The following is a 24,307-nucleotide window of genomic DNA, read 5'->3' as shown; positions in this document are numbered from 1 at the left end:
ACGGGCTATGTCAGCGATGCGCGGCTGCGTGGCCGTGCACACGTTGTGGTGACTGCATAGCGGCGGTACTGCCGTGAACGAGATCGACAATCGGCGGGAGCTGTTCGGATTCCTCCACGAGGAGACGTTCACCTCGGCGCGTCAGGCCGCCGATATTCGAGGCCGGATGACTGAGTTCGCTGCCCGCTGGAACTATCGACTCACGAAGATCTACACCGAGAAACCAGGCCGGCAACCCGAAGCCTTCGAGGCACTGCGTGCAGCAGTCGCACGTGACGGCGCCGCAGTGGTTGTCCCCACCGGCGACCATCTCGCGCCGTACGGAACAGTGCCGAAGATTGTCGAGGACCTCGAGCAGGCATCTGGCCATCCGGTACTCCGCTCCGAGCCGCTTGAGGCGCGGCCATGATCCGGCACGCGGGCTCGTCCAGTAAGGCATGCGCCCGCGCGCCGTTCCACCTCAGATGCATGGGCAAGCACTCATCGATGCAACCAGAAAGCGAGGCCGAGTTATGGCGGAAGTGACGAACTTGCGGCCGCTGGTCTTGGGCTATGCCCAGCTCGGACCGTTCGCAGACCAGACCCAGTTCACCGCGGTTCAGGGAAAGCTTGCCGCGTACGCCCAGCGGGCCGGCTTAATGCTCGGAACGGTCTACTTCGAGCGCGCAGGCGCGGCTCCGGAGGCCTTCACCGACCTCTTGGCGGCTGTCGTACGCAATCGCGTGACTGGCGTCGTGGTGCCATCGCTCACTGACTTCGGTGACCTCGAAGACGAACGGGTCGCGGAACTGGAGGACGGCCTCAGCGTCGTCGTACATGAGGCCGACAGGGCGAGCCCTACTGATCTCCGCGACTAGTTCGCGGTCCTGAACGGCGGGGCGGACGCGAGGTCCCTGTGCCTGCGTTCGTCCCGCCTCCGCCAACAGACATAGGCAACTAGCGCCACCACCCGAGAGGAAATCAGCTCAATGAGGACCGACGTTGTTAATCGCCCTTGGGGCGTTCGCCGAGCATCTGAGACCTCCCAGCCGCCACCTGAGGTAGATCCGCTGCCGATCGTCGTCACAGTAGACAGCGAAACTCAGCTAGGTGTCTATTGCGATCCGTCCGGCAAGCTGATCCAGGCCGGTCCACCGAAGCACGGAACGTCTCGTGCCCAGTTCAAGAGTTTGCCAACAGGTGGAGGTGACGGGAGTAGACCGAGCAGCCCGGACGACACCAAAGTCGTCGAATACGTCCCCGACTGATGAACACAATCGGCCCAGTTCTGGTCCTGACGTGTGCCGACGACCCCACCTCGGACGTCGTCATCAACGAACTAAATATCCGCGGAGTGCCAGTCGTCAGATGCGATCCGGCTGAAGTCCTTGCGGGAACGCTGGAGGTGTCAGCGCGTTTCGGCGGCAACGCCTCTGGCAGCCTTTTGCGGACCGAATCGCGCACGATCGACCTCTCGACAGTCCGCTCGATCTACTACCGGCGCCCGTCGTCGTACATCGCTCCGGCCAGTATGTCGACCCAAGACGGCCGGTTCGCCAAGGGCCAAGCCAAGCACGGCATGGGCGGGATCCTGGCGAACATCCGCGGCCGCTGGGTGAACCACATCTGGCGATCCATCGAAGCAGAATTCAAGCCAACCCAGCTCGCTGTAGCGAGTGAGATCGGCTTCACCGTGCCGGCCACACTCATCACCAACAGCCCAGACCAGGCCCGTGACTTCGCCAAGGAGCACGGGCCGATCATCTACAAGCCGCTCCAGAACACGGAGCTCATCAAACCCGACGGCGACGTCCTCATGGTGTGGGCAGACGTCGTGCACCCGGATGAACTGGACGACTCGGTCTCCCTGGCGCTGCACCTGTTCCAAGCACGAGTCGATAAGCAGGCTGATGTCCGAACCACCGTCATCGGGGACAAGGTCTTCAGCGTCCGGATCGAGTCACCTCACCTGGACTGGCGCCGCGACTACGACAAGGTGACGTATGCCGTGATCGAAACACCCCAGCACGTCACCGACGCCTGCCAGCGCTATCTGGATAGGTTCGGACTGTTGTTCGGTGCCTTCGACTTCGGCATCGCACAAGACGGCTCATGGGTCTGGTACGAGTGCAATACCGCCGGCCAATGGCACTGGCTCGAACTAGAAACTGGGCTCCCCATGACGGCAGCCCTCGCAGACCTCCTGGAGATCAAATGACAACCAATGATCGAGGGTCGGAAGCCTGGCATCGCCGAGCCGGCGAACTGGTTGCGACGCTCGAAGAGAAGGGCCACCTGACCGACCCGCGCCTCAAAGCCGCGTTCACCGACGTACCTCGCCACCTCTTCGTACCTGAGTATCTGCGCATCGAGCTGGACGAGAACGGCTTCGCGATCATGGACGGGAAGGTGAACCGGTCCGATCCCGACTACCTCGACGCCGTCTACACAGATCAGCCGCTGATGACCCAAACCAAGCCCGTCGAGGGCCAACCGGACAGCTTCGTCTGGAGTTCGTCGTCCTCGATGCCGTCAGTGATGGCAGACATGATCGAGGAGCTGGACGTTCAACCGGGCATGACCATCTTAGAGAGCGGCACCGGCACCGGTTACAACGCCGCGATCCTCTGCCACCTCCTCGGCGACCACGCGGTGACCACCCTCGAGATCGATCCGGACCTCTTGGCCGAGGCAACCGGACGACTCGACAACCTCGGATACCACCCAGCCACAGACCCGGCCGGAAGGCTCTTCGACCGGATCCTCGCGACCCACGCCGTCGACAACGTGCCCTACGACTGGATCCGCTGGAGCAAACCAGGCGCCATCATCCTCACCGACCTCCGCCCACCTTCGAACACCGATGTCGGCGCCTGGCTGAAACTCACCGTGGACCCAGACGGCAAGACCGCCACCGGCAAACTGATGCCACCCCGCGGATACTTCATGAGCGCCCGCAAGGTCCCCGAGTACGCCGACATCGGCCACCAACTCCCCGAGTTGACCCTTGACGAGCACCAGTCCCGCGCAGAGCTGATGGTGGAGCGCGAGACACATTTGTCGCCGATCGTCTTCCAGGACGAGAAGTTCGGGTTGTACTTCTGGCGTCAAAGCATCGACGTCTGGTGGTGGAACCAGAGCGAGACCATCAACCTCAACGCCCCCGATGGCTCGTGGGCTCAGGTACAGGACGGCACCGTCAACCTGATCGGCCCACGCGACATCTGGGCCGAAGCAGAGAACGCATATGAACGCTGGAACGCTGCCGGTCAGCCCGACCTAGCGAAGTGGACCGTCGAAGTATCAGCCGATGGCCGTACTGTCACCGATCTGCCGAAGTAGATCGCGTCCGGCAGACTCTCACCATTCGTCGTCGCTCTCTCCTCATAGCTACGAGCCGTCGAACAGATGCCATCTGTGGTGCGTGCCAGAAACCGAGATCGAGCGTTTCTGCACCTATGTAAGTGACTCTCGAAGGGCAGCGTTGACGTGCCGCAGTTCGGCGACCTGCTGCTCCAGCCGACCGACTTCCGCGGTCAAAACTGCGAGGCGTTCAGGGTCATCCGTCGCGACCACCTGCTGAAGACTTCGGCGTCGTCGCCAGCTTCGGAGTCGGCAGTTGTCGGTGCAGTAGCGCTGGTCCGATCTACGCGCCACGAACACGTCGGCGCAGTCCTCACACACGTGCCGCCGAGCTGCCGTATCAGCGTAAATCAGAGCCTCAAAGTGATCCATAAACACTCAACGGCCAATGAGTGGAGTGTCCGAATAGCCGTTGCATCGACAGTGCAACGCCTTAAGTGCAAGAAGTGTGACGGTGGCCGGGTCCTCAGTTCGATTGATTCTGCGCGACTTCAGGGACGACGATGACATCGTTCGTGTTGGGTCTGGTGCCCGTGCACGCGGGTCAGCCCGAGCTGGCTCTGCGCGAGATCAACAGTTGCGATCAAATGCGGCGCAGCCCGAACGGTGGGGGCACCACGAGTTGGCGCCGCGACTGGTTGCGGTCGCGCCTGAACCGGGATTTTCTCCAACCAAGGCGCTGCCGAACGCAATTGCTTCGCTGGCGCCTCGCAGCGCGGGGAAGTGGCTCTGATAGCGACTTGATCGAGAACGTCGGTGGTGACGGCGCCCCGTAGTCTGCTCTCGAGTTCAGATACCAGCGTGCACGTCAGCGACGTGTTCACCTCGGTCGCGTGGCGGAGATCGCCCACTGGATCGCAGGTCGAGATCGCGCCCGGAGCTGACTGCGAGTCGCGCATGCGAGTTCAGCAGTCACTGCTGAAGGGCGGTGCTGGAACTCGGGTGTTGTTCAGGCTGTGATCGGCATGATCACCGCGGCCGGCATCGTCGGCTGCTGAGATCCACCCCAGGTTCGACCGAGACGCCGAAAGCGACGTTCTGGTGACCCCGCCGGCTGCCTCAGCGACCGGCCAAGTCGTGCCGGTCACCGTATGAAGCCGCTGACGTCAAGAGCCACGACCTCCGCGATGGATGTGGTACCACCGCGGCGTCGAAGGCGCCTGATCTACGAGATGCGTGCAAGCACGCGGTAAGTCGTACTTGCTGCTACCGCATATCGCTGCACCGTCGACCTGAGCGACAGGTCCCTCGGGAACGGCTCGTGCCCCTCCGGCCGGGCATCCTGCAGGATTCCCGGCTGATCAGAGTCGTGCGGTCGGCATCATCGGCGCGGTTACGAAGGGCCTGGTCGATGTCCTCGAACTTCGGCCAGCTTCCCGTTCGCGGTCATCGAGCAGGCGGTCCACGTGGGAGCGGAGGTGGGGCAGGTAGGACATGTCAGTGCGGAAATGTCCGCAGCCCAGACAGCGGAACCTGAAGAGGCAAGCGCTGCCATCGGCCTGGACATTGGACGGTTTGGTGCAGGTTCCTTAGGGGACGGAGACCGGGCCGACGCACATTCGGGCGCGTTCGCTGTCGAGCAGGGCGGCGACTTGGCGCCAGACCCGATTTCCGGAGCCGTCAGACTGGTGATCGGTTATTCGGGTGACACGCTCGCCGGCAGCGGCACCTCTACATGTATAGATCTACGTGTAGACTCACTATATGGTGCGGCCACGCGTGTCCGAAGACGACAGGGCCTCCGGACGTGAGTTGGGAGCGCGACTCCGAGAGAGCCGCCTTCAGGCGGGCCTTTCGGCCCAGGCGCTGGCCGAAGCAAGCGAGGTAAGCATCGATACGGTGCGCAGCCTAGAGATCGGGCGCGTCGCCGCGCCGTCCTTCATGACGATTGCTAGGATCGCGGGCGCGTTGGGCGTGAGCTTGGATGAGCTATTGGCGAGCATCAAGCGGGCCCCAGAGAGAAAGCGATGAGCCCCTTCGGAGTCCCTCCCCTGACCGTCGGAGCCATCTTGCTCAACCCGTCCGCTGATCCGCAGGGATCAGTTTCGGTTGCCATGCTGCGCGCACTGCGGGACCATCGCGGATGGGCGGCGGTGCCAGTGGTCAATCTCGTGAACACCCCCAGCCGCGACTCCCGCGAACTGAGCCAGCTCGCCGGAGATTCCAGGGTGTGGGAGGCGGCGCGTGGGCCGCTGGAGCAAGCGATTCGGGACTGCGACGAGCTTCTACTGGGGTGGGGCGTGTCGCCGCTAGCCGGTGCGGCCCGCCCGCATCAACGGGCTCAGGTTCGATGGGTACTCAATCACGCTCGCGCGCATGGGCATACCAGGGCATGGATGCTGGCTGGCGCGCCTCGCCACCCCTCCCGTTGGCGACAGTTCGTCGGACCTCAACGCGGCCTGATAGTCGGAGGTTCAACGATCGACCGCATCGATCAGCTGCTGACTTACACCCGGCTGAACCATGCGGAGCCGGGCATCGGAACGTCACTAGTCAGGCCCATAATGCTGGCCGGCTCGAATCCGGGGGAATGAAAGCGACATGACCCAATCAAACCGCGGTCTCTATCCGGAGAAGCTAGACGTAGGCCAGGTACTGCAGCAACGACTGGCTCTACACGTCCGGGACGACCCTGGCTTCTGGTCATTCGCAGCTATGCGAAGCCGGACCGGAAATCATGCGTTGTTTCAGTACCCGGCAATGATGGTTCCCGAGTTGCAAGGTGCCCTGTTGGACGACCTACTCGCAGTCGCGCCGGAGACTCAACTGGTTTACGACCCGTTCGCTGGCTCAGGGACGGTCATGCTAGAGAGCCTGTACCGCGGCCTCGATTTCCATGGCAGCGATATCAATCCGTTGGCGATACTGCTGTGCCAAGTCAAGGCAACCCCTCCGACTTTGCAGCACGCCCTTGATGCTGCGGCCGTCGCACTTCGCGTCGCCCGAGGTCTCACCGATCCAGAAGTTCCGAACTTTCCCGGCATCGACAAGTGGTTTAAGCCCGAAATCAGAGACGGCCTAGCACGCCTGCGACACGGCATTCTCGCAGTGGAAGGGCTTGACGACCGCCGATTCCTATGGATCTGTCTGGCCGAGACGATCCGACTTGTGTCGAACTCACGAATCTCGACCTTTAAGCTGCACGTCTACCCTGAAGAAGAGGTCGCCCGCCGGGAAAGTGATGCCATCAAGGTGTACGACACTGTCACCAGGCAGAACGTTCGTCGGCTACGAGATCATTGGATCCGGATGAGTTCCCTGGATCAGCACCGCTCAGCACCCAGCGCGCTTCTGCTGCCCGGGTCTGTCACAGACCAGTGGATCGCTCCGCGCCGCGCCGATGTGCTAATGACCTCGCCGCCATACGGGGACAACCAAACCACGGTGCCGTACGGACAGCACAGCTATCTACCACTTCAATGGATTGCGTCAGCTGATCTTCCTGGGGCGTTCGATCCATCGCTGTTGGAGTCCACGCACCGAATTGATTCGCTGAGCCTTGGTGGATCGCTCAAGCATGCGGATGAAGCGCGCGACAACTTGTGTGCTGTATCCCCTGCTCTGGATGGCTTCCTGGCACATATCGTAAATATTCCTCCGCTGCGCAAGAAGGTGCTGTCATTTGTCCGCGACTACCATCGCGCCTTGGATGCTTTGAGGCCACGACTAATGAACGGAGCATTCTGCTTCCTTACACTCGGGGAGCGTCGGGTCGGAAAACAGACCTTTCCACTTGTCGAGATCACCAAAGAGCTGCTCACTGCGAGCGGTCATGAGTACGTGACCACCATCGAGCGCGTCCTTCCGGGGTCGCACAAGCGCATGGCAGCGAGGAACAGTGAAGGTGCGACGATGGCGCAGGAGTGGATCCTCGTCACCAGGTCATGGACGGCCGCTCGTGGCTGACCCGACCAACTCCACACCGGGCTCTGTCGTTGACACGCTGCGGTTGGAGGTCCATCCCTCGGTGGTCTTCAAGCTCGGCGCCGACCTAATCACGGACGATATGCAAGCGCTCGTCGAGCTCATCAAGAACTCGTACGACGCGGACGCGTCGCGCGTGAGGGTGACGATCGACACGCTGGCAATGTTTGACCGAGCCAGTGGCGCACAGTTGCAGTCGGACAGCACTACAAATGATGAGGCTTCGGTGCTCCGCGGCGCTATTACCATAGTCGATGACGGAGTCGGCATGGACCTCGAAACGATACGCAGAGGCTGGCTCACCGTGTCGCTCAGCGACAAGGCGCGTATGAAGTCAGTGGGCGAGACTACTAGCAAGTCTCGGACACCACTGGGCGACAAGGGCCTAGGACGACTGGGAGCGCAAAGACTGGGCGATCGATTGGTTATGGCCACCGTTGCCAGGTCCGCACGCACTGCGCCTGCCAGCCCACTGCAGGTCACCATGACGTGGAGCCGATTCGCTGCTGCGGACCGGCTGGGTTCGGTTCCGATCGAGGTGATGAAGCTGCCCACAGGTTCGCTTCCGCAGGGCACCCGTCTGGAGATCCGAGGGTTGCGGGATCCAGAGTTCTGGAAGCAGGCTCGGTCGGTCGACTTCGAACGCGAACTCGCCTCCGTCATCTCACCATATGAGGACGTGAGCGGATTCCGGCTCTCCCTGAGCGTCGACGGGACCACAATCAATCTGCGGCAGCGAGCACAGGAGATCCTTACCGCGGCGCCGGTGAGCTACACATTCCGCTTCGACGGAACTCAACTGAACATCGAGGGCCGGTTCAGCACGTCATTCTTGCGCCCGCCCCAGGGGCGCGACGACATTGCCGCATACGAAATGCTTGTCGAATCGGACAACGGCCACGCGTTCGCAGAGTGGCTCCTTGTCGCCTCCAACGGCAAGCGCGGCGCCTCGATGGGGCTGCAGTCGGGCGACGATAAACATTTCCTTCACAGCAACTCCGAGATTAAGCTCGCAACGCTGCCGGAGGTCGAGGTCGAGGTCGGTGCCGAACAACCTATCTCACCTGGCCCATTCCATGGCGAAGTCAGCGGCATCCCTCTCACCCGAGATACCACTAGCGTGTTCGACAGTGCATCCGAATATCGCAAGCTCGCTAAAGCGCTCGTCGGCATAAAAGTATATCGCGACGGGTTCGGGGTTCGCGTAGACGAGGACTGGCTTGGACTTGGAGCGCAATGGACTTCCGGCGGATCGTTCTATAGCCTCCGACCCGGTAATGCCACGGGCTACGTCAGTATCTCTGCGCGGGACAATGCCGCCCTCGAGGAAACCACCAATAGGGAAGCATTCCGAGACACACCTGCACATCGGAACTTTATATTGCTTATGAAGTCCTGGGCGGATTACACGGCTCGGGTACAGGAGCATATCCGACGTGGGTTCAACGAATACCGTCGGGAGGTGACGGCCCGTCACGCAGACGTCTCCCCACGGTCCACCCCGGAGTCTCTACTCCGCCGGATCACTGACGAATCCACCAGCGCCACCGACCACGCACGCAAGGCGAGCGGGGTCCGCGATGCTCTTCGGAAGATCACGATCGCGACGCAGGATCTCGTCAACGAGAGGACGTCAGCGGATAACACGCTTTTCCGAGACCCAGCGCTCACCGCCGCCCTCAATCGCACCATCGACAGGCTGAAAACGTCCGTATCCGAGGCGGACGCTCTCATCCAGGATCTAGACGAACTAGTCCACACGCAATCCAGACTGCGCGCCCAAGCTGAACTGCTCGCTCAGCAACTTAGACTCAGTCAGGAGCAGATCGGCGATGCCTGGGAGTCGGTCGCACTCGGGCTCAGCGCTGAAGCGCTCGCTCACGAAGTGCAGCACATTAGCGACGGGCTCCGCGGCCGCAGCGCCCAGATCACCAAATACCTTAAGTCTCGCGACAGCAGAGATCAACGTCTCTGGACCTTCGTCGAGCACGTGCGCTCGTCAGCCAGCGCACTGAACAAGCAAGTGTCTCGACTGACCCCATCATTGCGGTTCATGCGCGAGCGGCGCGACACATTGCTCATGTCGGAAGCGATGGATAATTTAAAGCACTACTACGAGGGACGCTGGGGGAGTTTGAACCTGCAACTCGACGTTGTTGTCGACAATAACTTCTCCGTGCGCATGAATGAAGGCAAGCTCACCCAGATTATGGACAACCTACTGCTGAACAGCGAGTATTGGCTCACTCGGCTGCAAGCAGCCGGCCAGCTCGCTGAGGGACGCATCGTGGTTACCGTAGACAACCCTTTCGTCACGGTAGAAGACAACGGGATCGGTATCGATCCGGCGATCGAGGAACTGATCTTTGATCCCTTCATCACCACGAAGCCATCCCAAAACGGTCGTGGCCTCGGCTTGTTCGTCGTCAAGCAACTGATGGACTCCATTGACGCATCCATCACACTCACGCCGGACAGAAACCAAAACGGTCACCGGTACCGATTCCGGCTCAACTTCCACCACGTTCATACGGAGGCCGCAGCGCGGTGACCACCGACACATCCACTGAGGGTCCGCACACCAAGAGGCAGATTCGCGAGATGCTCCAGGCGCTGGAGATCACGCGAGTGATCAACGTGGACGACGACCACGCCGAGGCGCCGGAGCAAAGCCTTGAGCAGGTGCTCGGCGCTTTACGCGCAGGAACCGTCGATCACGTCCTGGTGGCACGTCTCGTTTTCACCAACGATGGCGATGTCGACGCGGAGAGCCTGGAATCGGACGAGGTCGTAGAAGCACTGGAGTCGCGATGGGATGCACTCGGCGACGAGCACCGTGCAGAACTTACGCAGGCCGCCAGCAGGGCAGAGCAGGCTGATGAGGGGCCGGTCGACGAACAGTCAGAAGCAGTCGCCAGCAATAATGCTGCACTCCTCGCCCTCCCCGACCTGTTCGAAGAGCACGTGACGTACCTGCGCTTGAGCCTGACAGAGTGGCGCACTACCGGGCAGGCATTGCTGGACGACGGAGAGCGCACATTGCTGCTGTTCGACCGCAGTTTCGAGCGCGAGGGGGGATCCGCTACCGCCGGCGACGATCTAGTGCGTGGCATTCTTAATCGAGATGACCTGCAGCATGTGTACGTGGGCCTACTAACCCATACGGCCAAGGACACCGGTCGAGAAGCCAACATTGCGGCCGAAATTAGTGAGGGGAGCAATCCGTCACGACCTGTGATCGTGGTGGCAAAGCGACGGCTGTCTGATGAGAGCTTTCCAGAAGCGCTGCGGCTTGTCCTGTTCGCCGCCGAACTCGAAGCGTTCCGGAAGCATGCGATCACCAGTCTCACCGAAGCGAGTACGGCAGGGACTCGCGTGCTAGAAGAGGTCGACAAGTACCTCCTGCTGGCCTCTTTTGAGGCCGCCCGACATGAGGGCGCTTATGAGGCGGACTTTGCACTGCGAATGGCAAACGCGTTCGTTCGGCGAAGCCTAACCGCAGCGCTACGAGACGAGCAGTTCATTGATAACGTGCTTATCAAGCTCCGCAATGCTGCCGGCATCAAACTTTACTTTGAAGGCCGTTCCGCCCCGGACGAGGTGTTCGAGATCTCGTGGCAGGAGAAATTTGATGACAGCGACTATCTAACTAAAAATACGCTGCCAGTTGAGGTCGGAGATGTCTTCAAGGCGCGGGATATGTTCGGGAACGGCAAGTCCCGAGGCGCTCCTCGATTTTACATTCTGCTCGCGCAGGCGTGCGATTTGAGCGTGCGTAGCGATGGGAAACGCGGGAACGATCTCAACCGAGTGGTGATCACAGAAATACGTCGAGCGTCGCAGGACCCTGAGACCGGCAGTTACCGGGCATTGAAAACGAACCAGGCCAACATTGGGCCACTCTTGAGAGATTCCTCCGCGCCTTGGCGGGTGTTCTTCACTCAGCAAATTGAGGTGCCCATCCTGGCGCTAGATGCCACCGTTGCGGGCCCCGGCGGTCGAGCACTTCTAAGTCAGGACGGCCCACCTCCTAAGACCTTTTCGGCTTCCTGGTTGCAGAGGCGCGTTCGCATGCAAAAAGAGGCCAAGTCTCTGATAGACAGGTACCGCGCGATGGAATGCACGCTAACGGCGCCTGAGAAGCCTTCGGCAGATTTTGACTCCGCCAAACGTCATATCTTGGCAGCCGTGCTAGGTACGGCCACTAAGCATGCTGAAGGGCTCTCCGCCAAGGTCGATGTCGACCAGGGGATTATCGAATACGGCATCGAACGAGTCGCCCGTGTCTCGGAGGCGACCGCTCGTGGCCTCCTCTCCCTCTTGCTTCAGCATCAATCCCGTCCCGCATTCGAAAGCCCGCTGTTCCTTGATCATCAGGAGAGTCAGTAGCTGGGTACGTTTGAACGCCCAATCCTCAAGTCTGCTGGATACTGCGAGTTCATCCGTTCGGTGCGTGCGCAAACGAGTGACTAAAGCCGAGTCGCTGTCGAGCCAGGCCACCGCCTGCGAACCAGATGGCTCGGAGTAGGCGCAAGGTCGACGACTCTGCCCCTCAGTCCGGCGGAAGGTCCGGCTGATGTTCTCGGCTGGTCGGTTCCTTCTTCTTGCCCAGTCCCGGATCGCATCGACGCACTCAACAGGTCCAGGCGTCGGGGATGGGCCTCCGCTGCGAAACCCGACCGCGTTTGGCGCCGCTTGAGCCGAAGCATCTGATGCGCTGCAATCGCGAGCGCCTAGAGTTCCTTGGGGATGAGGTCGCGCCGGCGAGGGGACGCTCGTCGGGGAGTACGGGCCGCGCCTCCGGCGCGGATGCGCGAGTGGTCGCGCCCGCCGTCTCGCCGCGGGCACGCGCGCTCGGTGGCGCCGCCGCCGGGGGTGTTCTCGCAGGTTTGAGGCTGTTTCAGGCTGGCCTGATTCGTGAGAGTGCTGTGCTCTTGACTAGTTACATCGTGTCTACTTACGGTTTACATCTCGTAAAGTAGTAGTGATCCCACCGGGAGACACGATGACGGCGCAGCAAGTTCCTCTTTCGACGGCCGGGCGTGTTGAGCCTGGGGTGCCGCCTGGTGCGTGGCGGCTGGTTGCCGTGCTGGCGGCGGCTAATCTGCTCAACTTCTACGATCGCGCGTTGCCCTCGATCGTTGCGGAGAACATCAAGGCCGAGTTTGCGTTGAGTGATACCCAACTCGGGTTGCTGATGAGCGGGTTCACCGTGGTCTACGCGGTGTCGGGGGTGGTGCTCGGGCGGATGGCTGATCGGCGGTCGCGGCGGTTGATCATGGCGGTTGGGTTGGTGGTGTGGAGCTTGCTCACGGCGGCCAGTGGTGGTGCCTGGAGCTTTGCGTCGTTGCTGGTCTTCCGGTTGGGCGTCGGTGTTGGTGAGGCGTCGTACGCGCCGGCCGCCAACGCGACCGTCTTCGACCTGTTTCCGGTCGCGCAGCGGTCCCGCGCGATCGCGATGCTGCAGATCGGGTTGCCGCTCGGGCTGTTGATCGCCTTCTTCACCACGGGGCCGATGGTCGAGCACTTCGGGACCTGGCGGGCTCCCTTCTTCCTTGCCGCTGTTCCTGGCTTGGTGATCGCGGTGCTGTTGGTCGTGATGCCGGTGCCGGAGCGGGTGCGCGTTCCCGAGCAGCAGGACAAGGCCGCGATACCTCCGGTTCGGCATCTGCTGCGCATTCCCACCCTGTGGTGGCTTGTCCTCAGTGGGGTCGGGCTGCAGATCACCAGCTATTCGATCGCGACCTTCCTGGTCCCACTCCAGATCCGGTACTTCGGACGCTCGCTGTCCGAGGCAGGAGTCGGCGCGGGCATCGTGCTGGGTCTGGCCGGACTCGCCGGGCTGTTGATCGCCGGGCCGATGGCCGACCGGGCCCGGCGAGTGTCGTCGGCTCGGCGTCTGCAACTCGGTGCGGTTTGCATGGCTCTGGCGGTACCTCTCGTTTGGGCCGCCTTCCAGTTGCCTCCCACCCAAGGTGCAGCGTTCGTTGCCCTGCTGGCCGTCGCGTCGCTGCTCGTCAGCGCCGTCACCCCGGTCGCGCTGCCGGCCCTCTCCGAGGTGGTCGACGCGCGGCTTCGGGCGACCTCGGTGGCCTTGTACTTCGCGGCCATGTACGTGCTGGGCGGCGCATTCGGCCCACTGGCGACCGGCGCACTGTCGGAGTACTTCGCCGGCAAGGCGACGCCGACCGCCGAGATCTCGGCCTCCGCCGCGGGGCTGCACACCAGCATGATGTGGCTGCTTCCCATCTCCTTCGTGGTCGCCGCCCTCGGCGTCCTCGGCGCGACCACCACCATCGAACGCGACCGCCTCAAGGTCGAGCAGAAGGAGAGCGCACGATGAATCGACGCACACTGACCGCGGGCCTGGTGACCTGCGTGTTGGCCGGCTCCGTTGCCATCTCGACCGTTCCCGCAACGGCGGGCCCCAGTTCCGCGCCCCTCAGCGTCGCGGCCGCAGGCACCGACCACACCAAGCTGTACGTCGGCGCGGAGGGCGTCCTCGGCTACCAGGTGCACGTGCCACCCGCCCAAGCCGCGGGCCGGTCACTGCCGGTCGTGGTCTCCCTGCACGGCTGCGGGATGACCGGCTTCCGCCTCAACTCGATGAAGTCCACGACGAACCTCAACGCGGTCGCCGACGAGAAGGGGTTCATCGTCGTCTACCCGACCCAGGACTTCCTGCGCGGCCTGCCGCTGAACTGCTGGAACGGCGACGAGCCGGCGCACCAGAGGCGCGGGCACGGTGAGCCGGCCCTGATCGCGGGCCTGGTCAAGGAGGTCGTGGCCGACTACGCCGCCGACCCCCAACGCGTGCATGTCAACGGGGCTTCCTCAGGAGCGGGCACGGCCGTGATCATGGCGGTGACCTATCCGGACATCTTCGCGACGGTCACCTCGATGGCCGGCGCGGAGTACGCCGTGAACGAGGCGAACCCTGACGACCCGGACGAGATCGGGCCGGTCGACACCGCCAAGCGGGCCTGGGCGCAGATGGGCAACCGGGCACGGCCGGTCCCGGTGCTCGTCGTCCAGGGGGATCAGGACGCGGTCGTGCCGCCGTTCCTGGCCGACCGGCTGGTGACGCACTGGGCGGCGATCGACGACCTGGCGATGAACGGCCGGCTGGACGGGCAGGTGGACGACAAGGCCGACAAGGTCGTGCGGGTCAGTCCGCCCGGGCTCAAGCCGTACACGCGGAAGAGCTACTTTCCGCGCGCCGGCGGCCCCGCGCTGATCGAGTACATTGTCGTCGCCGGGATGGAGCACCGGTGGCCCGGTCCCGGTACCGGTGCGTTCGTCGACAACAACGGTCCTGATCTGGCCCGGATCATGTGGGACTTCATCGCCCCTCGGAGGCTTCAGTGACCCAGCGCCGCACCCGGATGTCCCGGGAGTCGCGAGGCTCACAACTGCTGGACGTGGCGGAGGGACTCTTCGCCGCGCAGGGGTTCGAGGGCACCTCGATGGAGGACATCGCCCGCGAGGCAGGCGTCTCCCGGCCGATCGTCTACGCGCACTACCCGAGCAAGGACGCCGTCTACCTGGAGTGTGTCCGCCGGGCCCGCGCCGAGCTCGAGGCGGGCGTACGCGAGCCCGAGGTGATGATCGAGGCGGGCGCCGAGATCGGGGCCGTGATGGAGCGGGCCGGTGAGGTGCTGTTCTCCTTGCTGGAAAGGGATCCGCAGCGCTGGATGGTGCTGTTCAACCCGAGTATCGCGTTATCCCGGGAGCTGTCCGAGCAGCTGACCGAGCTGCGCAAGCACACGATCGTCCGGATCGCGGAGATGCTTCGGCACATCTCGGCCGGGGACGAGGAGCAGGATCTCGCCTTCGCTTATGCCATCAGCGGGGTCGGCGAGCAGCTGGGTCGTTGGTGGCTGGTGAACCCCGAGGTGCCCAAGGCCCGGGTGATCGCGCTGTACCGCGACTTCATCACCGGCGGCCTCACCTCGTGGCTGGACACCACTCCCGAGAAGTCCTAGCTGGTACTTGCCTGCTCGCCGAAGAAGGCGAGTACATCCGAGTTGGCGCGCTCGGTGCAGTCGACGATGAAGTTGTGGCCAGCACCCTCGTAGGTGACCAGTCGTGCCGCCGGCAGAGCCTCCAGCAGTTCCGTCGCGTGGCCGTACGGAACGGCCTTGTCCTCGGTGCCGTGCAGCACGAGAGCGGGCATCGTCAGCTGGGCGACCTTGTCCGGTGTCATGTCGTAGCCGTGGATCGCGAGGTCCTGCGCGTACACCCCGCGCGGGGACCAGCGGAGCTTGGCGATCGTGTCGAGGTCGCGCTCGACCGCGTCAGCCGGGGCTATCGACCCGTACAGCCCCTTCTTCCGCAGACCGCGCGTCAGTCCCGCAGGAAGCCGGTACCGCAGCTTGCCCAGAAACGGGCCGCGCAAGGGAGGCTGCTGCAAGGTGGGACTCCGCAGCGCGGTGCAGCCGAGCACCAGCGACCTGACCCGCTCGGGCGACTCGTACGCGAGCTGGATCGCGATGCCGCCGCCCATGCTCACGCCGTACACGTGGGCGCGTTCGATGCCGGCGGCATCCATCACGGTGCGGACGTCGGCGGCGAGATCGCTGACGGTGGCGGTCGAGGTGGCGCCGCTGCGGCCCGCGCCGCGGTTGTCGAACCAGACCACCCGGTGCTCGGCGGCCAGCGCCGGAATCACTGGGTACCACATCTCTCCGGAGAACAGATGGCCCATCACCAGGACGATCGGGTCGCCGGTCCCACGCTCCTGCCAGTGCAGCCGGACCGGGGGATCGGTGGTGGTGTTGTCAGCGAAGGGCATTGTTCGCTCCGTTCTCAAAGGCGGTGAGTCGTTCCTGGCGCAGCGCGGAGCGGCGGACCTTGCCGGCGTCGTCGCGCAACGGGTGCGCGACGGTCTCGAACGTTCGCGGCAGCTTGTACGCCGACAGCCGGTCGCGGAGGAACTGCAGTACGACGTCGTCGTCGAGGACGGTGGTGGACTGGACGATCGCGTGTGGCACGGCTCCCAGGTCGTGATGCGGCAGCCCGATCACACACGCATCGTCGATCGCGGGGTGCTCGACCAGAGCAGCCTCGACCTCGGCGGGATAGACGTTGGCACCGCCGACGAGGATGAGATCGGTGTTCCGGTCGGTCAGGTAGAGATAACCGGCTTCGTCGACGTGACCGAGGTCGCCGAGGGACTCCCAGCCGCCGTCGCGGGTCTGCGCCTCCGCACCCAGATACACGTACGCCGGGGGCGCGTTCTCGCCGCGTCGCAGCCACACGTCGCCGATCTCACCGGCTGGCAACTGTTCGCCGTCGGCGCCGAGCACCTGGATCTCACCGAGGATCGGAGGGCCGACCGAGCCGGGATGCAGCAGCCAGTCGGTGCCGTCGATGGCGGTCGCCGCCTGCGCCTCGGTACCGGCGTACACCTCGAGGATCCGGTCGCCGCCGAGCCAGTCGATCCACACGCGCTTCAGCCACGACGGGCACGGCGCTGCCATGTGGACGACGAGTGCGAGCGAGGACAGGTCGAACGCGTCGCGGACCGGGGGATCGAGTCGCCAGATCCGCTGCAGCATCGTCGGTACGGCGTACAGCCACTGGACCTGGTGCTTCTCGATCTCGGCCAGCAGCGTCTGCGCGTCGAACCTTGGCTGCAGTACTACGTGGGACCCGGCCAGCAGCGCGAGCGTCGCGAACATGAACGGCGCATTGTGATGCAGCGGACCCGGTACTGCGGCCACGCCACCCTCCGGGATCCGCAGCAGCCGGCCCAGGCCCGCGACGTGTTCGAGCAGCGCAGGACTCCCGGCGACGATCACCTTGGGTTGGCCGGTGCTGCCACCCGAGGTCGGCGCCTTCCAGGACGGAGACACCTGCCTGGGCAGGGGATCAGCGTCGTACCGCTCGGCGGTGACCGGGAGAGCCACCGCCCCCTCGGGCAGCGGCAGAGTGTCGGTCGCGCCAACCACACCAGCGGGCCGGACGAGGTCGAGGATCGCCCGCAACTCGGTCGGTGTGATCCGTGCGGACAGCGGCTGCGGTACTGCGCCGAGCTTCCAGCAGGCGAACGCGGCCACCATGAAGGCCGGTGAGTTCTCCAGCACGATCGACACGTAGGACCCCGGCAGTACGCCGTGCTCGGCATAGGCCCGGGCCAGCCGGTTGCTGTCCCGCTCGAGCTCCGCCCAGCTGAGAGAGTCGTCGGCGCAACTGACCGCCGGCTGATCGGGCCGCGTGCCGGCCAGCTCGGCGAGCGCCTCGCCAAAAGTCGTTCCGGCCACGGCACCGTCCCGTCAATGAAATGAATGATCACTCAGTTGAGTCTTGCCATCGTCTGTGGATTGGGAGATTCTGTCAACGATGACTACTGAACAATCATTCAACACGATGCCGCCGGTCGAGGATCTGACCGAGGCGCGGCGGCGCCTGTTCGAGACCGCGATCCAGCTGTTCGGCGCCAGCGGCTTCCATGCGGTGTCGGTGAAGGACCTGATGACGGCGATCGGGCAGCAGCCGGGCGCGCTGTACTTCCACGTCGCGAGCAAGCAGGACCTGTTGATGGAGCTGGTCGACCTCGGCACCCGCTTCCACCGCACGCAGGTACGCCGGGCGCTGCTCGAATCCGGCAGTGCGGCGCCGGACCAGTTGCGCGGCATCGTGGCCGCGCATGTCCGGGCTCATCTCGAGTACCGAGACCTCGCCCGGGTGACGATCCGCGAGCGCCGCTCGCTGACCGAGGACCAGCAGGCGCGGGTGGCCGACGCGCACCAGGAGACCACCCAGATCTTCCGCGACGTCGTCGATCGCGGCATCCGCAACGGCGACTTCCAGGTGCCATCACCGGAGCTGGCGATCCGTGCGATCGCCAGCATGGGCGTGCGTGCTTGTGAGTGGTGGACTCCCGAGGACCCGCACCCGATGGCCGAGGTCGTGGATCAGTACTCCACCTACGCCCTCAAGATCGTGGCTCGAGTCAGCTGACCGGCTGCCAGCCCGAGGGCGGGTCTTCGCCGGTACGGCCGTCGATGGCTTCGCGCAGGAGGTCGCAGTGGCCGGTGTGGCGGCCGTACTCCTCGAGCTTGTCGAAGATGAGGCGGCGGAGGCTGGCGTGCCGGCCGTCGGGCCAGCTGATGTCGGCGGGCTGGTCCAGGCCGCCGTTGGCCAGGGCTGCGGCGGTGGTGGCGCGGGAGCGGGCGACGGCGTCGTCCCAGAGGGCGTAGAGCTGCTCGGGGGAGTCGGTGGCGGCTGAGCTGAACTCCCAGTCGTTGTCGCCGTCCCAGCCGTTCTCGCTCCACGGTGGGCCCATCGGTTCGCCGCGGAACTTCACGGTGAACATGTAGTCCTCCTGCGCGGCCAGGTGTTTGAGCAGACCGCCGATGGTCAGGGTCGAGGCGCCGATCCGGTGCCGCAGCCCGGCCGCGTCGAGGCCGTCGGCCTTCCAGCGGAAGGTGGTGCGCATCCGGTCGAGCGCGCCGAGCAGGTGTTCTTCCTCGGTGCCGGCGATTGGCGGTTCCCATGAGTCCATGCCGCCACCGTAGGAGCGATCGCGGACGGTCTACGTCCTTGAAGAAAACTTTGTCTCCGGTGCATCCGTAGACGGTGCGCAGCGAGAAGAGGAGGTAAAGCACCCGATCCAGGAGGTAGACATGTTCCACCGCCGTTCTGCAGCCGCCGCAGTCGCGGGCGTGATCGCCCTGGCCGCAGCCACCGCCGCAGTACCGGCCGAGGCCGGCGGGCGAGCACCAGCCCGTACCACGGCCGACGCGACCGTCTCGATCCTGCACGCCGTGCCAGGCGCCACCGTCGACGTGTACGCCGGTGGCAAGGAGTTGCTGAAGAACTTCAAGCCGGGCACGCTGACCGACCCGCTCAAGCTGCCGGCCGGCACCTACGACCTGAAGGTGGTCGCCGCGGGCGCAGGGGCCAGTGGCAAGGCAGTGATCCAGGCGAACGGCGTCAAGGTCCCCGGCGGCGCCAACATCACCGTGGTGGCGCACCTGGACGCGGCGGGCAAGCCCGAGCTGACGCCGTACGTCAACGATGTCTCCAAGCTCAAGGCAGGGCAGGCACGGCTGACGGTCCGGCACACCGCAGCGGCTCCGGCCGTCGACATCCGGGCCGGCGGGAAGCCTGTGTTCAAGGCGCTGACCAACCCCAAGGAGGCCAAGGCGGATCTGCCGGCCGGCACCGTGAAGGCCGACGTCACCCTTGCCGGTACGTCGACAGTCGCGCTCGGCCCGGCCGACGTACCGCTGACCGAGGGCACCAACACGATCGTCTACGCATGGGGCAGCGCGAGCGCCAAGAACCTGAAGCTGGCCGTGCAGAAGATCAGTGGGTTGCACGGCAACCCGACGGGCATCCCCGGGGGTACCGGAGGACAGGCGGCTCAGCTGCAGCAGAACGCCTTACCTGGTTGGGCGTTCGGGCTGATGCTGCTCGCTGTGCTCGGTGTGGTCGCCTCGACCGGGCGGCTGGTCCGCGCGAAGAGGTGAGCAACCGCAAGACCGTAGTACTGCTGGTGGTTTCTCTGATCACCCTCGTGGCTGTGCCGTGGTACTGGTACGGCCGCGAGGGCCAGAGCGACGCGCCGAAGGCCAGTGCGACGGGTGTGGTGGAGAGCGGGCCGAGCGGCACCCCCGGTCCGCGGGCCGCCCCCACCACCCCGTCTGCACGTGCCACACCACCGCCAGCTCCAGTGCGCACCACAGTGCCGGTGGAGCTGGTGGTGCGGCGCATAGGGCTGCGCATGCCCGTAGTACCGACTGGTGTGGCTGCTGACGGGCAGATGGAGCTACCGGCGAATCCGGTGCGCATCGGCTGGTATCGGTTCGGCCCGGCGCCTGGCGCGGCTACTGGGTCGGTGGTGTTCGGCGGGCATCTCGACAGCCGCCGGTACGGCGTGGGGCCGTTGGCACGGCTCAGTAGGGTTCGGGCCGGGGACCTGATCGAGGTACGGCTGGCCGACGGCCAGATCGCGAAGTACCGGACAGAGGCGGTGCGTGATGTCGACAAGCAGACGCTTGCCCTGGACGCCGTCTTCGACCGGAGTGGACCGCGCCGCCTTCAACTCGTCACCTGCGGCGGCCAGTACCTCCCCGCCCGAGGCGGCTACCAGCAGAACCTGGTTGTCACCGCCGTACCCGTCGAGTGAGCGGAGTCCCGATAGAGTGCCCGGCGTGAGGCCCGTCGAGCCTGGTGAGTTGTCTGCAGCCGAGGTAGCTGCAGCGTTCGCTGCCGGGCGGGAGGACTCCCTGGCCGAGGCGTACCGCCGATGGGCGCCGCTGGTCTTCGGTGTCGCGTTGAAGACCCTCGGCGACCGGACCGACGCCGAGGACGTGAGTCAGCAGGTGTTCGTCTCGGCCTGGCGGGGACGGGCGACCTACGACCCGTCCGCCGGGTCGCTGAGCGCTTGGTTGATCGGGATCACCCGGCACCGGGTCGCCGACCGGCTGGCGGCGCGCGGCAAGGACCAGCGCACCCTGGCCGCGGTCGGCTCGGTGCACGAGGAGCCCCGGAGCTCTCCGGTGGACGAGCGGATCGTCGACCGGCTGGTGCTGGCCGACGAGATCGCCCGGCTCGATGATCCGCGGCGAACCATCCTCGGGCTCGTCTTCTACGAAGACCAGACATACGCCCAAATTGCCGAACGGCTGGAATTGCCGCTCGGTACGGTGAAGAGCCATGTCCGCCGCGGTCTCCTGCACCTCCGCGACCGGTTGAAGGAGGTGACCCGTGGAACACCTGGATCCTGAACTGCTGGCCCAGTACGCGCTGGACGACGTCCTGCCCGGCGCCGAGGAGCAGCGTCACCTGGCCGGTTGCGCCGTCTGCCGCGCCGAGATCGAGGACCTTCGGCAACTGGCCGGCCTGGGGCACCAACTGGAGCCCGGCGACCGGCTGGAGCCGCCGCCACCCGAGGTGTGGACCCGCGTCGCCGACGAACTGGGGCTGCGTACCGTCAGGGACGACGAGCGGCGTCGGGCTCGGCGCAAGGTGGTGCTGGTGGGCGCAGTGGCTGCTGCTGTGGGCGTCATCGCCGGCGTACTAGGGGCGCAGGTGCTGGGGAAGGACGACCCGGTACCGACCCAGCCGCCGCCGGTGGCGAGCGTGCGGCTGGGGCCGCTGACCGGCAAGGCCGGTGACGGCGTCGCCGATCTGATCAGCACCAGCGCCGGGACCGAGCTCCGGGTCGGCGTGAACGGACTGCCTGCGCCGCAAGGCTTCTACGAGTTGTGGCTGATCAACACCGACGGGCAGCGGATGGTGTCGCTCGGGGTGCTCGACCCGCGAGCCGGTGGGACGTACGTCGTACCGCCGCAGCTGACCGCGCAGGGCTACCGGATCGTCGACGTCTCGCTCGAGCCGGACGACGGCAAGCCCGAGCACTCGCGGGACAGCATCATCCGCGGCACCTTGCCGAGTTAGCGGTTCTACGGCGCGTCGACCGGGTGGTACTCACACGCATCGGCCAGGTCGGCGGGACCTGTGGTCTCCGGCGTGGGCGAGGTGGTCGGCTTCCTCGTCGCTTTGCCCGTCGGCTTCGTGGTGGGCTTCGTCGTGGTGGGAGGCGCGGTCGGCGTGACCGGAGTCGACACCGGCTTGGCTTCGAGCGCCGCGGCGACCGTGGCGCGCAACCCGTCGTAGTCCGGGTGCGGGTAGGCGAACTTGAGCTTCTTCCCGTCCAGCGGCACCTCGGAGACCTTCGCCGACTTGATCTTCAGCGCCAGCTCGAGGAAGGCCGGGAGCAGCTCCTGCGGGATGTCGGTGCGCAGCATGTTCTTGCCGACCTCCGCGAGACTGCGGTAGCTCTTCAGCAGGTTCGGCGGCGTCGCGGCCTCGGCGATCGCGTGGATCGCGCAGCGCTGCCGGGCACTGCGGGCGTCGTCCGGGTTGGGGATCTTGTACCGGCCGCGGGCGTACCAGAGCGCCTCGAGTCCCCACAGGTGCTTGTTCTGCGCGGGCTGGAGGTAGTAGTTCGGCGGCCGCTGCGCGTCGTCGCTGCCGCCGACCGGGATCGGGTAGTTGATGTTGACGGTGATGCCGCCGAGCGCGTTCACCAGCTGGGTGAAGCCGGCCAGGTTGATCTGCACGTAGTAGTCCAGCGGCAGCCCGGTCGCCTCGCCGACGGTGAGCTTCAGGATGTCGGCGCCCTCGTTGTCGGACGGGCCGACGATGTTCTTGTGCTGCTCCGGCACGTTCTTGTAGATCGCGTCCAGCATCCACTCCAGCCGCTCCTGCAGGCTGATCCCGTCCCTGCCGAAGCCGTCCGGGTACGCCTCGTGCAGCTTGGTGCCCTTCGGGAACGGCATGAACATCAGCTTTCGCGGCAGCGAGATCAGCGAGACGTTGCCGGTGACGGTGTCGATGCTGGCGACGATCACGGTGTCGGTCCGGACGTCCTTGCGGCCGGCGCCGTCGTCGGCGCCGAGCAGCAGCACGTTGAGCCGCGGCTTGCCGGCCCACGGGTCCTTCTTGTTCTTGACGATCGGCCGGGTCGCGCTCTTGCTGTTACCGCCGGCGAAGACGGTCTGCACCAGGTCCTGCTGCGTCCGGGCGGTCTGCACGCCCATCGCGGTCGGTACTGCGACCGCGAAGCTGAGCAGCCCGACCAGTACCGCGCCGCCGACCCGCGAGCCCTTGGTGCCGGTGCCGGACCGCAATGCGCGGTGGGAGGTGACGATGACGACGATCCACAGCGTGCCGAGCAGGCAGAGCCCGACCGTGACGTACTGCAGTTGCTTCGGCGCCACCGCCAGCTCGAGGATCCGCTCCCGCTGGGTGAGGCCGAGATACCCGGCCAGTCCGAGCAGGCCGAGGGTGATGACGAGTACCAGCGCGCCGAGCTTCTTCCAGCCGGCCGCCAGATAGCCGACCCCCGGGATCAGCGATCCGAGCAGGGTCCACCCCAGGATCGCGCGGGTACGGCGTGGCCGGGTGGCCCGCCGCCGCGGCGCGGCCCGCCGGGCCCGGCCCCGCGAATGTTCCGGATCGTGCTGGTCGGTCGGCATCGGTGTGTCTACAACTCCGTCCAAGGGAGAGTTGGGCGCACACAATATGACGTACTCGAGGGGCAGTTGGTTGTCGGTTTACCAAGCCCTGAGGTTGGCTGACGGATCGTGTCCACGGGGTTGCTCAGGGCAACGTCAGCCGAGGGACTTGATCAGGTCGGTGAGCAGCTCCTGGGTCTGCCGCGGGGCGCTGGCCGCGATCGACAGCGAGTCCATCGTGATCACGTACTCGTCCAGGTCCTCCAGCTTGTCCAGGTAGACGGCGCTGGTGAGGTGCTCGATGTATACCACGTCGGGCAGATCCGCGTCGGCGAACCGGAGCAGGCTGAAGGCGCCGCCGGTGGCCGCGTAGCCGCCGGTGTCGAACGGCAGGATCTGCAGCGTCACGTTCGGCAGCCGGGAGACCTCCGCGAGGTGCTCGAGCTGGGCCCGCAGGACGGCCTGGCCGCCGATCGGGCGGCGCAGTACCGCCTCGTCGACGATGGCCCACAGCCGGGCCGGCGTCGGGCCTTCGAGGATCTCCTGCCGGGTCTTGCGCAGGGCGACCAGCCGGTCGATCTCGGCCGCGGGCAACGGCCGCTCGCCGCGGCCGAGCCGGATCACCGCGCGGGCGTAGTCGGGTGTCTGCAGCAGACCGGGAACGAACTGGACCTCGTAGGTACGGATCAGCTCCGCGGCCATCTCCAGGCCGAGATAGGAGTGGAACCAGTTCGGCGTGATGTCGTCGTAGCGCTGCCACCAGCCCGGGTTGTTGGCCTGCTTGGCCAGGTTGATCAGCCGGGTGCGCTCGGTCTCGTCGGTCAGCTGGTAGAGGCTGAGCAGGTCCTCGACGTCGCGGACCTTGAAACCGACCCGGCCGAGCTCGAGCCGGCTGATCTTCGACTCCGAGCCGCGGATCGCGTAGCCGGCCTCGCCGCGGGTGATGTTGGCGTCCTCGCGCATCCGCCGCAGGTGGGCGCCGAGCATGATCCGCAGTGCGGTCGGCCCGCCGGGCGTGCCTTGCTCTGCCACCGCCTGCCCTCCTTGTGAGCCCTGTCGCTGACGCA

23 protein-coding genes are annotated in these 24,307 nt (G+C 65.2%); 18 read left to right on the top strand and 5 right to left on the bottom strand.

What is annotated here, in order from left to right; genetic code table 11:
* Positions 1-73: 73 nt before the first annotated feature.
* From AB0P21_RS12920 to AB0P21_RS12860, 13 genes are all read left to right on the top strand, one after another.
* Entirely contained in the window at positions 74-409 is a 336-nt protein-coding gene (locus tag AB0P21_RS12920; RefSeq protein ID WP_363696191.1) for a hypothetical protein, read from the top strand.
* Positions 410-512: 103 nt separating this feature from the next.
* The gene (locus AB0P21_RS12915; RefSeq protein WP_363696189.1) at positions 513-857 is read left to right on the top strand and encodes a hypothetical protein; all 345 of its coding nucleotides are present in this window, start codon (positions 513-515) and stop codon (positions 855-857) included.
* Between the two features lie 111 nt (positions 858-968).
* Positions 969-1,247: a putative ATP-grasp-modified RiPP gene (gene tgmA / locus AB0P21_RS12910; protein ID WP_363696187.1), complete on the top strand. Its 279-nt coding sequence runs from the start codon at positions 969-971 to the stop codon at positions 1,245-1,247.
* Positions 1,247-2,197 (top strand): ATP-grasp ribosomal peptide maturase, encoded by a 951-nt coding sequence (gene tgmB / locus AB0P21_RS12905; RefSeq protein ID WP_363696186.1) that lies wholly within the window; start codon positions 1,247-1,249, stop codon positions 2,195-2,197. The genes tgmA and tgmB overlap by 1 nt, the downstream gene beginning before the upstream one ends.
* On the top strand, positions 2,194-3,321 hold the full coding sequence (locus AB0P21_RS12900) for an rRNA adenine N-6-methyltransferase family protein (protein WP_363696184.1): 1,128 nt from the start codon (positions 2,194-2,196) through the stop codon (positions 3,319-3,321). Before tgmB ends, AB0P21_RS12900 begins: the two co-directional genes overlap by 4 nt.
* Before the next feature lie 1,725 nt (positions 3,322-5,046).
* Positions 5,047-5,313, top strand: coding sequence for a helix-turn-helix transcriptional regulator (locus AB0P21_RS12895; RefSeq protein ID WP_363696182.1), 267 nt, complete (start codon positions 5,047-5,049; stop codon positions 5,311-5,313).
* Entirely contained in the window at positions 5,310-5,876 is a 567-nt protein-coding gene (locus tag AB0P21_RS12890) for a DUF1643 domain-containing protein (RefSeq protein ID WP_363696180.1), read from the top strand. Before AB0P21_RS12895 ends, AB0P21_RS12890 begins: the two co-directional genes overlap by 4 nt.
* A gap of 196 nt (positions 5,877-6,072) precedes the next feature.
* Positions 6,073-7,248 (top strand): hypothetical protein, encoded by a 1,176-nt coding sequence (locus tag AB0P21_RS12885; RefSeq protein WP_363696178.1) that lies wholly within the window; start codon positions 6,073-6,075, stop codon positions 7,246-7,248.
* Complete coding sequence (locus AB0P21_RS12880) at positions 7,241-9,817, top strand: sensor histidine kinase (RefSeq protein WP_363696176.1); 2,577 nt, start codon at positions 7,241-7,243, stop codon at positions 9,815-9,817. The genes AB0P21_RS12885 and AB0P21_RS12880 overlap by 8 nt, the downstream gene beginning before the upstream one ends.
* The gene (locus AB0P21_RS12875) at positions 9,814-11,655 is read left to right on the top strand and encodes a hypothetical protein (protein ID WP_363696174.1); all 1,842 of its coding nucleotides are present in this window, start codon (positions 9,814-9,816) and stop codon (positions 11,653-11,655) included. The genes AB0P21_RS12880 and AB0P21_RS12875 overlap by 4 nt, the downstream gene beginning before the upstream one ends.
* 616 nt (positions 11,656-12,271) lie before the next feature.
* Positions 12,272-13,609, top strand: a complete 1,338-nt coding sequence (locus AB0P21_RS12870; RefSeq protein WP_363696172.1) for an MFS transporter — start codon at positions 12,272-12,274, stop codon at positions 13,607-13,609.
* A complete protein-coding gene (locus AB0P21_RS12865; RefSeq protein WP_363696170.1) occupies positions 13,606-14,634 on the top strand; it encodes a PHB depolymerase family esterase in 1,029 nt (342 codons plus the stop codon). The genes AB0P21_RS12870 and AB0P21_RS12865 overlap by 4 nt, the downstream gene beginning before the upstream one ends.
* On the top strand, positions 14,631-15,251 hold the full coding sequence (locus AB0P21_RS12860) for a TetR/AcrR family transcriptional regulator (protein ID WP_363696169.1): 621 nt from the start codon (positions 14,631-14,633) through the stop codon (positions 15,249-15,251). Before AB0P21_RS12865 ends, AB0P21_RS12860 begins: the two co-directional genes overlap by 4 nt.
* On the opposite strand, the gene AB0P21_RS12855 is transcribed toward AB0P21_RS12860, so the two are convergent.
* Both AB0P21_RS12855 and AB0P21_RS12850 read right to left on the bottom strand, forming a co-directional pair.
* Positions 15,248-16,060 carry an alpha/beta hydrolase gene (locus AB0P21_RS12855; RefSeq protein WP_363696166.1) on the bottom strand — a complete coding sequence of 271 codons (813 nt, stop codon included), beginning with the start codon at positions 16,058-16,060 and terminating at the stop codon, positions 15,248-15,250. The genes AB0P21_RS12860 and AB0P21_RS12855 overlap by 4 nt on opposite strands.
* Entirely contained in the window at positions 16,047-17,531 is a 1,485-nt protein-coding gene (locus tag AB0P21_RS12850) for an AMP-binding protein (protein WP_363696164.1), read from the bottom strand. Before AB0P21_RS12850 ends, AB0P21_RS12855 begins: the two co-directional genes overlap by 14 nt.
* A gap of 79 nt (positions 17,532-17,610) precedes the next feature.
* Here AB0P21_RS12850 and AB0P21_RS12845 point away from each other — a divergent pair, with 79 nt between their 5' ends.
* Complete coding sequence (locus AB0P21_RS12845; RefSeq protein ID WP_363696161.1) at positions 17,611-18,231, top strand: TetR/AcrR family transcriptional regulator; 621 nt, start codon at positions 17,611-17,613, stop codon at positions 18,229-18,231.
* Here AB0P21_RS12845 and AB0P21_RS12840 read toward each other — a convergent pair.
* Positions 18,224-18,775: a DUF664 domain-containing protein gene (locus AB0P21_RS12840; RefSeq protein WP_363696159.1), complete on the bottom strand. Its 552-nt coding sequence runs from the start codon at positions 18,773-18,775 to the stop codon at positions 18,224-18,226. The two genes, AB0P21_RS12845 and AB0P21_RS12840, sit on opposite strands and share 8 nt — an antisense overlap.
* 121 nt (positions 18,776-18,896) lie before the next feature.
* Between AB0P21_RS12840 and AB0P21_RS12835 the strand changes: the two genes are divergently transcribed.
* Genes AB0P21_RS12835 through AB0P21_RS12820 form a run of 4 tightly spaced genes read left to right on the top strand, consistent with a single transcriptional unit; the run spans position 18,897 to position 21,678 of the window.
* Positions 18,897-19,745 (top strand): DUF4397 domain-containing protein, encoded by an 849-nt coding sequence (locus tag AB0P21_RS12835; protein ID WP_363696157.1) that lies wholly within the window; start codon positions 18,897-18,899, stop codon positions 19,743-19,745.
* Positions 19,742-20,404 carry a sortase gene (locus tag AB0P21_RS12830; protein ID WP_363696156.1) on the top strand — a complete coding sequence of 221 codons (663 nt, stop codon included), beginning with the start codon at positions 19,742-19,744 and terminating at the stop codon, positions 20,402-20,404. The genes AB0P21_RS12835 and AB0P21_RS12830 overlap by 4 nt, the downstream gene beginning before the upstream one ends.
* Positions 20,405-20,429: 25 nt before the next feature.
* A complete protein-coding gene (locus tag AB0P21_RS12825) occupies positions 20,430-21,005 on the top strand; it encodes a sigma-70 family RNA polymerase sigma factor (protein ID WP_363696153.1) in 576 nt (191 codons plus the stop codon).
* The gene (locus AB0P21_RS12820; RefSeq protein ID WP_363696151.1) at positions 20,986-21,678 is read left to right on the top strand and encodes an anti-sigma factor; all 693 of its coding nucleotides are present in this window, start codon (positions 20,986-20,988) and stop codon (positions 21,676-21,678) included. Before AB0P21_RS12825 ends, AB0P21_RS12820 begins: the two co-directional genes overlap by 20 nt.
* Positions 21,679-21,683: 5 nt before the next feature.
* Here AB0P21_RS12820 and AB0P21_RS12815 read toward each other — a convergent pair whose 3' ends face one another.
* Entirely contained in the window at positions 21,684-23,261 is a 1,578-nt protein-coding gene (locus AB0P21_RS12815; RefSeq protein WP_363696149.1) for an LCP family protein, read from the bottom strand.
* 135 nt (positions 23,262-23,396) lie between these two features.
* Entirely contained in the window at positions 23,397-24,227 is an 831-nt protein-coding gene (locus AB0P21_RS12810; RefSeq protein ID WP_363696493.1) for a helix-turn-helix transcriptional regulator, read from the bottom strand.
* Between the last annotated feature and the right edge of the window lie 80 nt (positions 24,228-24,307).

This window comes from Kribbella sp. NPDC056861, from assembly GCF_040687575.1.
Lineage (GTDB): Bacteria > Actinomycetota > Actinomycetes > Propionibacteriales > Kribbellaceae > Kribbella.
Note: the sequence above shows the minus strand (reverse complement) of the source record. Positions and strands in the feature narration are given on the sequence as shown.